This window comes from Aerococcus tenax, from assembly GCF_003286645.3.
Classification (GTDB): Bacteria; Bacillota; Bacilli; order Lactobacillales; family Aerococcaceae; genus Aerococcus; species Aerococcus tenax.
The window spans coordinates 65,569-78,274 of sequence record NZ_CP127382.2; the positions used below are offsets into that span (position 1 = coordinate 65,569).

The following is a 12,706-nucleotide window of genomic DNA, read 5'->3' on the forward strand; positions in this document are numbered from 1 at the left end:
ACTTCCCTTGGCACATAGTTCCTAGTCTTTCAACCCTTCTACGAGGCTAGACCTGCTAGGGGAAGAGTATCTGTACACCGATAAGGGTCATGATAGCTTGTCATGGCCTTTTTTCTATATTTAGAAAAGGGTCTATCTGTTTTTAAAAAGAGTGTTTATTCCTAACATTGTGAAAACAAACACATATTTTCTCTTTTTAATTAAAATATAAAAATATTCTTTTAAAAGCTGTAAGCGATTACAAGGCTAAATTACTAATGTTTAAGTGATTGTAAGCGGTTGTGGGTAAAAAGAAAAACAAAAAAGAACTTGCTTTTTAATTGTGAATAATTTAACATAATAGCCATAAAGATGAAAGTCATTAAAAATCAAAGAAAGGTTAGGAAGAACAATGGCTAAAGGAAAAGAACAAAAAGTAGATATTCCACAATTTATCGATGAGACAGTGGCTAAGGCTAAACAGGCCTTAGAAGATTTTATGGCCTTAGACCAAGAGCAAATCGACCATATTGTTACTAAGGCGTCGATTGCTGCCTTAGACCAACATGGGGTCTTAGCTAAACATGCCGTTGAAGATACTGGACGGGGTGTCTTTGAAGATAAGGCCACCAAGAACTTATTTGCCTGTGAACATGTGACCAACCACATGCGCCACTTGAAAACAGTAGGTATTATTGATCGTGATGAGGCCAAGGGATTGACCTATATTGCTGAACCGGTCGGAGTAATTTGTGGGATTGTCCCTACTACCAACCCAACATCGACAGCAATCTTTAAGTCCTTGATTTCCTTGAAGACCCGTAACCCGATTGTCTTCTCCTTCCACCCCCAAGCCCTGGAATCTTCTATCCATGCGGCCAAAGTGGTGCGGGACGCGGCCATTGCGGCAGGGGCTCCTGAAAACTGTATCCAATGGATCGATCCCAAACACGCTTCTATGGAAGCCACCAATTTACTGATGAACCACCCTGATGTCGCTACGATTTTAGCTACTGGGGGATCTGCCATGGTTAAGGCTGCCTATTCTTGTGGGAAACCAGCCTTGGGTGTGGGACCAGGGAATGTGCCTGCCTATGTTGAAAAAACGGCCAACCTCAAGCAAGCCGTGAATGATATTGTCATGAGTAAGGCCTTCGATAATGGGATGGTTTGTGCTTCAGAACAAGCTGCCATTGTTGACAAAGAAATCTACCCCGACTTCATTAAAGAAATGAAGTCCTACCATGTTTACTTTGTCAACCAAAAGGAAAAAGCTCTCTTAGAAGAATTCTGCTTTGGAGCTAAAGCCAATAGTGATGCGGTTGACCAAGCCAAACTCAATGCCGATATTGTCGGGAAATCAGCGGTTTGGATTGCTAAAGAAGCCGGCTTTGAAGTGCCAGAAGAAACCGTCATCCTAGCAGCAGAAGTTCCTGAAGTGGGTCCTGCCCAACCCCTTACCCGAGAAAAATTATCCCCAGTGCTTGCCATCTTAAAGGCTGAAACAACCGAAGATGGGATGGCTAAGGCCGAAGCCATGGTTGAATTTAATGGCCTAGGTCACTCCGCCGCCATCCATACCAATAACCACGACTTAGAAATCGAATACGCCAAACGGGTGAAAGTGGCCCGGGTCATTGTCAATGCGCCGTCAACCTTTGGGGGAATTGGGGATGTTTATAACTACTTTATTCCTTCCTTAACCCTAGGCTGTGGGTCTTATGGACATAACTCCGTAGCTGGTAACGTGGGACCTTTAGATTTGATTAATATTAAACGAGTAGGGGAGCGGCAAAATAACATGCAATGGTTTAAAGTCCCTCGGGTTTACTTCGAAAAGAATTCCATTAAATACTTACAAGAATTAGACCATGTGGAAAGGGTATCGATTATTTCTGATAAAGGCATCGCCAAACTCGGCTTTGTTCAAAAAGTCATTGACCAACTTCAACAACGGCAAAATAAGGTGGTCTATGATGTCTTTGATAACATTGAACCGGATCCAGATATTTCCACGGTTCAAGCGGGTGCTGACGCTATCCGGGCCTTCCAACCGGATACCATTATTGCTATTGGTGGGGGATCGGTTATGGACTCCGCTAAGATCATGTGGCTCTTCTATGAACGTCCTGACGTTGACTTCCGCGACCTGGTTCAAAAATTCATGGATATTAGAAAACGGGCCTTCCGTTTCCCAGCCCTCGGTGACAAAGCCCAATTAGTGGCTATCCCAACCACCTCAGGGACAGGTTCCGAAGTAACGCCTTTTGCGGTCATTTCCGATAAGAAGAACAATAAGAAGTACCCGCTTGCTGACTACGCCCTCTTACCTAAGGTAGCTATCGTGGATTCCAGCTTTGTCGAAAAGGTACCAAGTCGGGTGACCGCCGCTACCGGGATGGACGTCTTAACCCACGCTATTGAAGCTTATGTATCTATCTTTGCCTCGGACTATACCGATGGACTCTCCCTCCAAGTCATTAAGATTGTCTTTGACTACTTGGAAAAATCAGTCAAAGACTTTGACCCGCTAGCTAGAGAGAAGATGCATAATGCGGCAACCATGGCGGGGATGGCCTTCGGTAACGCCTTCTTGGGAATTGTTCACTCCATGTCCCATAAGATCGGTGGGGTCTTCCATACCGTTCACGGGGAAAACAATGCCATCCTCCTACCTTATGTGATCCGCTACAATGGGGAAAAACCAGGTAAGCTTTCTACCTGGCCAAAATACAACTACTACAAGGCCGGCGAACGTTACCAAGACATTGCCCGTATGTTAGGCTTAAAGGCTAATACTGTTGAAGAAGCCGTTGCTTCCTTGGCTCAAGCCTGCTATGAACTCGGTGAAAAAGTCGGTCTCCCAATGAGCTACCAAGTCCAAGGTCTTGACAAGAAAGAATGGGAAAAGGCCTTAGAACAACTGGCTTATGATGCTTATGAAGACCAATGTACCCCATTAAACCCTCGTCTGCCATTAGTTCCTGATATGATGGCCATGATGCGGGCTGCTTACCAAGGTTATGGAAAGGCTCCAGAGCCAATTAAGAATAAGTAAGAAATTCCTCTTGTATAGATAGAAAAAAAGTGAGCCCCAGCAGCTCACTTTTTTCGTCTCTTATCATATTTTATTAATTCACACGGTTCTTTTGCCAGATGAAGCCCATGTGGCGGCCTTTAGTTTGGTTTTGACGATAGGAGAAGCCTTGGGGGCTGGCATAGGTGTCCATGGAGTCCACTTGGATGTTTTCGGGGCGGATACCTAGACTGAGGCATTGATTTCTAACAACGGCTTGGTTATCAATGTGCCACTTACTCGTGTCGGCTTGGTAGGAGATATTTCCCTCTGAACCCTCCAAGTTCTTGAATTGAAGATAAACATCCTCATCGACTTCAAAGTGTTTTTGGGATAGGGCTGGGCCAATTTGGACCTGGATATTTTCTGCTTTGACCTCAGGATGGTCGGCAAAGATTTGCTCAAAGGTTACATGGGTAATGTTTTGGACCGTTCCCCGCCAACCGGAATGGATGACGCCGATCAGGGGAGTCTTTTGGTCGTAGAAGAGAATAGGGACGCAGTCAGCCGTGAAAATCCCTAACATGAGGTCATCATCAAAGCTGTAGAGGGCGTCGGTTTGGGGGATGGCTGTGTCATTAGTTAGGGCGCCCTTACCGCCGTCAGCCAGGGAAACTTCCACTGCCCGTTTGGAGTGACTTTGATGGGCTTGGACAAAGTGGTCGGGACTTATATGGGTTGCTTGGAAAAAAGCCCGGCGGTTAGATAAGACCGCATTGAAGTTCTGGTAGGAATGGATCCCCATATTGCCCTCCTCGGGTAATTCGGGATCTCTTAGGGTAATTCCCATTTGTAAGTGGGGATTATTTTGATAGTAGTGAATACTCATCAGGAACACTTCCTTCTATATAATAATGGCAAAGTATCTTGCTTATTATAAGCGGATTTTTTCCCACCCGCAATCTTTAGGCTTTTTTTATTAAATGATGTTGGTGAGCATTCGTTCTGCTTTTGAATTTTGGTCGTTGAAAAGCCATGGCATCGGTTCGGGCCAAGGTCCCTCACCTAGCGAGCTTCAAAGGGCTAGTAAGGCTAAAGCCAACTATCCCTAATTCACATCGCTTGCTTGTTCATGGCTAACGACCCAATTCAAAGCGCCACTCATGCTCATAGCTTCTTATCAAGAGAAATCTTGCTTAATTAATGCTCACCAACAGTAAAAAAAATAAAAGTCTCATTTTAGACAGTCGCAAGCGATCTGATTTCCTGGATAGTGACTCTAGGGAAAATTTGTTATACTAGGGAAAGATTCTTTAAGAGGAGTGCTTGTTGTGAATAAGGAAAACCATGGTTTTGTTGAAAGTGAAAAAATCGTTTCAAAAGAGCAAGGAGCGGTCATCCACCAATTTCGCCATCCGGCTTCAGGGGGCCAGGTGATTTGGATTGCAAATGATGACCCCCACCGGGCCTTTGGAATCGGTTTTTTAACCCCAGCTAAGGATTCTACGGGGGTGGCCCATATTGTTGAACATACGGTCCTATCTGGCTCGCGGAAGTATCCCGTCAAAGACCCCTTCATGTACATGCTCAAAAGCTCCATGAATACTTTTTTAAATGCCATGACTTATAAGGACATGACTCTCTTTCCGATTTCGTCCATGAATGAGACCGACTTTGAGAACTTAATGTCGATTTATTTGGATGCGGTCTTTTTCCCGCGGATGTATGAAGAAGAAAATATCTTCCGCCAAGAAGGCTATCATAAGGAACTCCACCATCTGGAAGATCCTATCACCATTACCGGGGTGGTCTACAATGAAATGCGGGGCGTTTATTCCGATGCGGACGCGGAGGTCTGCCAGCAAATTGACGCCAACTTCCATCTCAAGACGAGCGTGGCTTATGAATCGGGTGGTTATCCCTATGACATCCCTAAGCTCTCCTACCAAGATTTTCTTGCCTTCCATAAGAAACATTACCGGCCTGATAATGCCTTAGTGGTTGTCTATGGGGATGTCAACATCGATCGGGTCCTGGATCAGATTGATGGGGAGTATTTCTCACATTTCGAGCCTAGTGATGACCAGATCCAATTAGAATTAGCTGACCTTCCTGCTGGCGACCGGCGGATGACCCTTTATTTTGATGCTGATGACAAGCAGGAGGCTGAAGGGCTGGCTTACCTGTCCTATAATATTCCTTTTTCAAAAAATCAGAGGGTTGAAGATGGCTTTTTATATGGGATTATCATGAACGCTCTAGCCAACGGCGAGTCCAGCCCCCTCCATAAGGCTCTAGTTGAGGGCGGCTACTGCCAAGATGTGTCAGTCTATAGCTCAGGGACTTATTACAATGACTTTTCCCTAGTTTTAGAAAAGGTTGATCCTGACCAGGTTGATACCATTATTGAAGTGATTGAAAGGACCTTAAAGAAAATTGCCGACCAGGGCTTAGACCGCGACTTGGTCAAGGCCTGCCTCAACCAAACCGAGCTTCAACTCCGGGAAAAGGGCGGATCTTCACGAGGAGTCAAGACCTTTATCCAATTAATGTCGGCTTGGCGCTATCTAGACCGCCCGCTTGAAGTCTTGTCCTATGAAGAGATTCTCAGTCACTTGGACCAAGTTCTCTCATCCGCTCAACTTGAAGACTTAATCCGAGACCGTCTCGTTGACTTCAACTCGCGCTTAGTCATTGTCCACTTGCCTAAGCAGGGTTACCACCAAGCCAAAGATCAAGATCTGGCTGAAAGTCTGGCCCAAGAAAAGGCCCAAGCCAGTGACAATGAGCTTGAGGCTTTAATTCAAGAAAATGCCGATTTGAAGGCTTACCAAGAAGCTCCCGATAGTCCAGCAGCCCAAGCTAGTCTACCAAAACTGACCTTAGCTGATATTGAAGCAGAAATTACCGATGCTAGTGAAGAAGAGATCAATCACCCGACCTTAGGTAAGGTGCTCTACCATCCGCAAGCTGCTAGCCAAGGGATTGCCTACTTTAATTTTTCTTTTTCAGCCAATCATTTAACCAGTGACCAGCTCTTTTTATTAAAGACCTGGACCATTCTCCTAGGGGCCTTGGGAACGGCTTCCTATACTTATGATCAAATTGAAGTCCAATTAATCCAGTTAACGGCTGGCTTAACCACTCGACCAAAAATTTATCTGAATAGCCAAGAGCCGGGCCAGTTTAACTTGCAGGTCCAAGCCAGCTTTGCGGCTATGGCAGATAAGAGCCAAGCTGCTTTGGACTTAGTCAAAGAGATCTTAACCAGTACCCGCTTTGAAGATCGCAAACGGATTAGAAATATCCTTGACCGGGTCAAATACCAAATGGAGCAACAATTTGACCAAGCCGGCCATCAATTAGCTATGGGGTTGCTCAAGGCCCAATATTCGTCGGCTCAAGCCACTAGTCAGGCCCTATCTGGCTTAGATTACTATGACCAATTAGCTGATTTCTTGGCTGACTTTGACCGGGCCCTACCCGATCTCCTTGAAGACTTAGCCCATTTCCAAGAGCAAGTGCTCTTTTCCAATACAGCAACAGTAGCGGTGACAGCCAGTCCAAATGATAAAGACCTTTTAGTCGACCAAGTTCACGACTTTTTAGCTGACTTGCCGCAAAGCGCCCAAGCCGGACTGGACCATATGAAAAACCCCGCTCCCTTACATGAAGCGGGTAATATTGGCTTGATATCCAATAGTAATGTTCAATATGTGGTCCAAGGCGGTCCCCTAAATGACTTAAAGGCTGGCCAAAGAGGTCAACTTCCCGTCTTTACTAATATTATGAGTAATGAAATCCTCCATGAAAAAATCCGCGCCCAAGCGGGAGCCTATGGGGCGGGACTGACTATGAGTCCTGCCGGTGGAGTCTTAGCTTATTCCTACCGTGATCCCCATCTGAAACAAAGTCTAGCAGTCTACCAAAATATGGACCAATCCTTCAGGGACTTAGATTTAAACCCAGACTTTGTTGAGCAGCGGATTATTGGTTCCCTTACCCATTATCAGTATCCACTGACCCCTAAAGAAGTCAATGCTCTCAAATTAAAGCGTTACTTCTGTAAGCAAAGCAAGTCCGACCTAGACCAGGAATTCTCTGACCTCATTCATACCCAGCAAGAAGACTTATTGTCACTCAATGATAGCGTCAGTCAAGTGATGGATGATGCTAAGATTGTAGTTTATGGTAACCGCGATAAGCTGCAAGCCAACCAAGAGCTCTTTGACCAATTAAGAGAGTTAAAACGGGATTAATCCACGGATAAAGAGAAGGGAGTATTCCCAAGTGAGCTTAGCTTTCAAAAAACTAGGCTCGCTTTTTGTCTTTTATTATTTATGACCGATAACTAGCTATAAAATTAGATTCATCAATATGATTTTCTAATTCAACCCCAGGTATTGGCCGAAGGAAGCAGCAATAATGGCCAGACCGATAAAGACCCAAAAGGAAATTTTTAAATAATGGTCGAGCTGTTCCTTACCAGGGACCCGGGTCTTGAAGAGACGATAGAGAGCAATAGCGAAGGCAATTAAGCCAAAAATGAAGGCAACGGTATAACGATTCATAATAAACTCCTTTATTAGTGGTTTTAGTCGTTGTATTTCTTAATCATTGTAAGGGAAAAAATCTCCTAGGCAAAGAAGGATAAAATTTGTTTAAGGCTTTGGCTTTTGTTTTGGGAAGTGGTCCTTCCATTATATAATGAATAAAAGAAGCGGAGCGTGAAGAAAGTAATGGCAAAAAGAGGATTTGAAATTGTCAGTTCCTACCAAGATCAAGGGATTCATCTGCCCCAAAGGCAAACCACTTCAGCGGCTGGCTATGACATTGAAGCCGCTGAACGGGTGCTTTTACCCTCCTTTTGGTCGGCGGCGGTCAAAGCGGCTAGTGGTCAAGGGGAAGGCGACCTGGCTAAGATTACCCAACCTACTCTGGTTCCCACTGGGCTTAAGGCCTATATGCCTAGTGATGAATACCTGCAGATTATTTCTCGGTCCAGTAACCCTTGGAAACGTAACCTCACCCTACCTAATGGAGTTGGGATTATTGATAGTGACTACTATAATAATGCCAACAATGAAGGTCACATCTATGTCCAACTGCTCAACTTTGGATTGGAAGATGTGGTGATTGAGAAGGGTGAGCGGATTGCCCAGGGAATTTTTACCCCCTACCTGAAGACTGACCAAGATAGTGGGGGTCTGAAGGAGCGGAGTGGTGGTTTTGGAAGTTCCGGACAATAAGAGAAAGTAGAGGGAAGGAATGGCTAAAAAGAAGCGAAAAACTGTCTACACCTGCCAGGCCTGTGGCTATGAATCGCCTCAGTGGTATGGGAAATGCCCCCAATGTGGAGCTTGGAATACCCTGGAAGAGGAAGTGATTGCGGGTAAGCCCATCCGCCAAGCTGGGACAGAAGTCAATCAGAAAAAAGCCAAGCCTGAACGTCTCAAGGAAGTCAGCCAGGCGGAAGAAAAACGGGTAAAGACTGGCTTAGGCGAGTTCAACCGGGTCCTCGGTGGCGGGGTAGTCCCTGGGTCTTTGGTCCTGATTGGTGGGGATCCTGGTATTGGGAAGTCGACCCTGCTCCTCCAGGTAGCTAAGCAATTAAGTGATAATGGTGGCCGAGTTCTCTATGTTTCTGGGGAAGAAAGTTTGCATCAAATCAAGATGCGGGCCGACCGCTTGGGCTACCAGGATGCGGACTTCTTTGTTTATGCCGAAACCGACCTCTTAGCCATTGAAGCGGCTATTTCTGATACCCAGGCGGATTTTGTGGTGATTGACTCCATCCAAACCATGGTCCATCCCAATAATGAATCTTTAGCCGGTAGTGTCAGCCAGGTCAGAGAAGCGACCGGAGAACTCATGCATATCGCCAAAAGTTCTGGGATCGCCATCTTTGTCGTCGGCCATGTGACCAAGGAAGGTAATATTGCCGGACCGCGGATTCTCGAACATATGGTGGACACGGTCTTATACTTGGAAGGGGAGAAACACAACACCTTCCGGATCCTCAGAGCGGTCAAAAACCGTTTTGGGTCGACCAATGAAATCGGCGTTTTTGACATGAAGAGCCAGGGACTGGAAGAGGTCACCAATCCCAGCCAGCTCTTTTTAGAAGAACGGCTCATGGGAGCCAATGGGTCGGCGGTGGTCGCTTCCATGGAAGGAACCCGTCCGATCCTAACCGAAATCCAAGCCCTCTTGTCGGCCACGGCCTTTGGTAATGCCCGTCGTACGGCCAGTGGTTTGGACTATTCCCGGGTGACTCTCATTATGGCGGTCTTAGAGAAGCGGGCCCATCTCATGTTGCAAAACCAAGACGCCTATCTCAAGTCAACCGGTGGGGTTAAACTGGATGAACCAGCCATTGACCTAGCTATTGCTATAGCTGTGGCTTCCAGTTACTGGGAGAAGGAGACCCAGGCCAGCGATTGCTTTGTGGGTGAGATTGGCCTAACCGGTGAAATTCGCCGGATTTCCCGGATTAATGAACGAATCCAAGAAGCGGAAAAATTAGGATTTAAACGGATTTTTATCCCCTATGGGAATCTCCAGGGCCTGGCGACTGATAGTCAAGATATTGAAATTATTGGCGCCAAGACCCTGACTCAAGTTCTCAAAGAAGTCTTTCCCCCTCAGGGGCGATAGGGAGTATAATTAACTAACACTTAAAAGATATATTGTGTATAATGTAATAGAAAATAAAATAATAGTTATTGAAAGGAGGTGACAAGATGAAACGATTAGATGTATGGGCCAAGATTATTGATTTTCTGTGGTTATTAGTGGGCGCAGGCTTTGGTTACTATCTCCTCCCCATCTTATGGCGGTGGACCAATTTGTCCCACACCTTTATTAATCAAGCGTGGATTAATATCATCATTGGAGCACTTATTTTTCTAATTCTTATTAAATTATTAGAACCGCTTGAAAAGAAACTGGTCAGACGTTTAGAGAAGGAGATTCGCGATCTACCGATCAGCAATATCCTCATCGCCCTCTTAGGGATTGTTATGGGGCTGATTCTGGCTTGGTTGATTAATATTCCTTTGATTGCCTTGGATATTTACTTTATCAGTAATGTCTTGCCGGTTGTTCTAACTATTCTCTTTGCTTTTTTAGGGTATTTTGTCCTCTGGGTGAAGAGTGATGAAATACTGGCCTTCTTCCGTAATATCCGTATCAGTAATTTAAGGGACCGTGTCCAAGACAAGGAGACCGCTAGTGATGAAGAGGAGGCTGAAAGTGAGCCTAGTCCAGCCAAGTCCGATAAGGAGTCGGGTCAAGAGAGCGCAGCATGGGAAAACTTCAAGCCTTATAAGATATTGGATACCAGTGTCATTATTGATGGTCGGATTCTGGACGTCTTAAAGACTGGGATTATCGAAGGGACAATTTTAGTGCCCAACTTTGTTCTCAAGGAACTTCAATACATTGCCGATTCTTCCGATGCCTCTAAGCGGGTTCGAGGACGGCGGGGGTTGGATGTCTTAAATGCTATCCAAGCCTTAGATGACTTGCCGGTGGAATTTTATGCGGGCGACTTTGAAGAAGAGGAAGAAGTGGATTTGAAGTTGCTGCTACTGGCTAAGGAAGTCAATGGGGTGGTAGTGACCAACGACTATAATCTCAACAAGGTCAGCCATTTCCATCAAATTAAGGTCCTCAACTTAAATGAATTAGCCAATGCCATGAAGACCGTGGTTATTCCTGGCGACCGCATGCAAGTCCATATCATTAAAAAGGGAACTGAACGCCAACAAGGGGTTGGTTACTTGGATGATGGCACCATGATTGTGGTGGAAGAAGGACGCTTGCATATGGATGAAGAACTCGAAGTTGAAGTGACTAGTGCCATTCAAACCAATGCTGGGAAGATGATCTTTGCCAAATTAGCCGATGACTAAAAATAAAAAATGCCCAAACCTATTCTGTGGAAGCAGGTCAAAGCAAGCTAGTTGATATTTCTTCAACGGCTTGTTGACCGCTACAGAATGAGCTGGGCATTTTTTGATGGCTTAAGCTTGTTTAGCTTGGAGGACTTGGTCCATGACCTGGATCACTCCGTGGTCATTGTTAGAAGGAGCCAAATATTTAGCGACCGCTTTAATATCGTCATGGGCATTAGCAACGGCATAGCTATATGCGGCGACTTCTAGCATGGGGATATCGTTATAATTATCACCGATGGCTAGCATTTGATGGGGAGCGATTCCCTCGGCTTGGCCCAGATGGCTAATGCCTTGGCCCTTGTCAACACCGGGAGCAGTGATATCAATCCAGTCTAAGCCTGAGACAGCCACTGAGAAGTCATCCCCAAATTTTGGGGCATAGTCTTGGTCATGGTGGGCCTTACTATTATTATTAGGTAGGTAAATGGTGAATTTGTTGGCTGGAAGGTCCAGTTGGGTCAAGTCATCCACATAATTCAGTTGGTAGTAGTAATAGCGCAAGGCTTCATCATAGCGCTTGGCTTCCTTAGTCACATAGGCTCCGTCTAAGCCACACAGGACCCCAATGTTATGGGGGATGGTTTCGGTAAAGCGGGCCATGGCTTGGTAGTTCTTAGGGTCGATTAATTCTTGGTAAAGGGCTTGACCTTGGTAGCTGACATAACCGCCGTTATCAGAGATAAAGGCCACTTGGTCCTCTAAGTGAGGAAACATAGCTCTTAAGGTATAATTGGGGCGTCCACTAGCAATAGCGACCAAGACACCGACTTGGGCGAGCTCTTTCACCAGGCTGGTAAAGCGGTCGGGAAGCTCGCCACTATCGGTAATCAGGGTCTTATCCATATCGATAGCAATGAGGCGGACATTTTCTAAGTTGGGCATGTAAAAATCTCCTCTTCTTTATTCGATTAATTTAGTTTTACTCTATCATATTCTTTGTAGGGAGGCTATTTTCAGCGAACGATATCGGTTGCTTTTCTGTTTCTTTCATGAGAAATTAGTATAATTATATTAATAAGAAGTATTTTGTACAAAAAGGGTGGTCAACTTGTCTTATATTGAACTAAAAGATGTTTGCAAGAGCTATGGCCAAGGCAATAGCCAAGTGATTGCTAACGATAATGTCTCCTTCACCATTGAAGAAGGTGAATTTGTGGTGATTTTAGGACCTTCTGGTGCCGGAAAGTCAACAGTTTTAAATATTTTAGGTGGTATGGACCAGGCCACCAGTGGTGAAATCTGGGTAGCCGGTAAAAATATTGCCAACTTTAATGAACGTGAGCTCACCGCTTATCGCCGCGATAATGTGGGTTTTGTTTTTCAGTTTTATAATTTAATTCCTAATCTAACCGCTAAGGAAAATGTGGAAATGGCAGAGCAGATTGCCGACCAGTCCTTTACCGCTAGCGAGGTTTTAAAGGAAGTGAACTTGGCAGACCGGGAAAATAACTTCCCCGCCCAACTTTCTGGTGGGGAACAGCAACGGGTATCGATTGCTCGGGCTATTGCCAAGAACCCCAAACTCTTACTTTGTGATGAACCTACCGGGGCCTTGGATAATGACACCGGCCAACAAGTGCTCAAGCTCCTACAAAAACAGTCGGTGGAAAATGGCACTACGGTCGTGGTCATTACCCACAACCAAAATATTGCCCACATGGCAGACCGGGTAATCCGGATTAAGAACGGCCAGGTGGAATCCAATGTCACCCAGGACGACCCTAAGCAAGTAGAAGAGATTGAGTGGTAG

At 45.4% G+C, this 12,706-nt stretch carries 9 protein-coding genes; 6 read left to right on the forward strand and 3 right to left on the reverse strand.

Annotated features, from left to right (window positions below):
* The first annotated feature begins 391 nt into the window (after nt 1–391).
* A complete protein-coding gene (gene adhE, locus DBT50_RS00340; RefSeq protein WP_111852707.1) occupies nt 392–3,037 on the forward strand; it encodes a bifunctional acetaldehyde-CoA/alcohol dehydrogenase in 2,646 nt (881 codons plus the stop codon).
* A 73-nt stretch (nt 3,038–3,110) separates the two neighbouring features.
* Here the strand turns inward: adhE and pgeF are convergent, their stop codons facing one another.
* The gene (gene pgeF, locus DBT50_RS00345) at nt 3,111–3,884 is read right to left on the reverse strand and encodes a peptidoglycan editing factor PgeF (RefSeq protein WP_111852708.1); all 774 of its coding nucleotides are present in this window, start codon (nt 3,882–3,884) and stop codon (nt 3,111–3,113) included.
* Between the two features lie 442 nt (nt 3,885–4,326).
* Here pgeF and DBT50_RS00350 point away from each other — a divergent pair, with 442 nt between their 5' ends.
* Nucleotides 4,327–7,254: an insulinase family protein gene (locus DBT50_RS00350; protein WP_146742909.1), complete on the forward strand. Its 2,928-nt coding sequence runs from the start codon at nt 4,327–4,329 to the stop codon at nt 7,252–7,254.
* A 126-nt stretch (nt 7,255–7,380) separates the two neighbouring features.
* Here the strand turns inward: DBT50_RS00350 and DBT50_RS00355 are convergent, their stop codons facing one another.
* Nucleotides 7,381–7,566: a hypothetical protein gene (locus DBT50_RS00355; protein WP_111852710.1), complete on the reverse strand. Its 186-nt coding sequence runs from the start codon at nt 7,564–7,566 to the stop codon at nt 7,381–7,383.
* 168 nt (nt 7,567–7,734) lie between these two features.
* Between DBT50_RS00355 and DBT50_RS00360 the strand changes: the two genes are divergently transcribed.
* From DBT50_RS00360 to DBT50_RS00370, 3 genes are all read left to right on the forward strand, one after another.
* Nucleotides 7,735–8,244, forward strand: a complete 510-nt coding sequence (locus DBT50_RS00360) for a dCTP deaminase/dUTPase family protein (protein WP_111852711.1) — start codon at nt 7,735–7,737, stop codon at nt 8,242–8,244.
* 19 nt (nt 8,245–8,263) lie between these two features.
* On the forward strand, nt 8,264–9,652 hold the full coding sequence (gene radA / locus DBT50_RS00365; protein WP_111852712.1) for a DNA repair protein RadA: 1,389 nt from the start codon (nt 8,264–8,266) through the stop codon (nt 9,650–9,652).
* Between the two features lie 86 nt (nt 9,653–9,738).
* Nucleotides 9,739–10,911: a PIN/TRAM domain-containing protein gene (locus tag DBT50_RS00370; protein ID WP_111821675.1), complete on the forward strand. Its 1,173-nt coding sequence runs from the start codon at nt 9,739–9,741 to the stop codon at nt 10,909–10,911.
* A gap of 111 nt (nt 10,912–11,022) precedes the next feature.
* Here DBT50_RS00370 and DBT50_RS00375 read toward each other — a convergent pair whose 3' ends face one another.
* On the reverse strand, nt 11,023–11,838 hold the full coding sequence (locus DBT50_RS00375; protein WP_111852713.1) for an HAD family hydrolase: 816 nt from the start codon (nt 11,836–11,838) through the stop codon (nt 11,023–11,025).
* Between the two features lie 166 nt (nt 11,839–12,004).
* Here DBT50_RS00375 and DBT50_RS00380 point away from each other — a divergent pair, with 166 nt between their 5' ends.
* Nucleotides 12,005–12,706 (forward strand): ABC transporter ATP-binding protein, encoded by a 702-nt coding sequence (locus tag DBT50_RS00380; RefSeq protein ID WP_111852714.1) that lies wholly within the window; start codon nt 12,005–12,007, stop codon nt 12,704–12,706.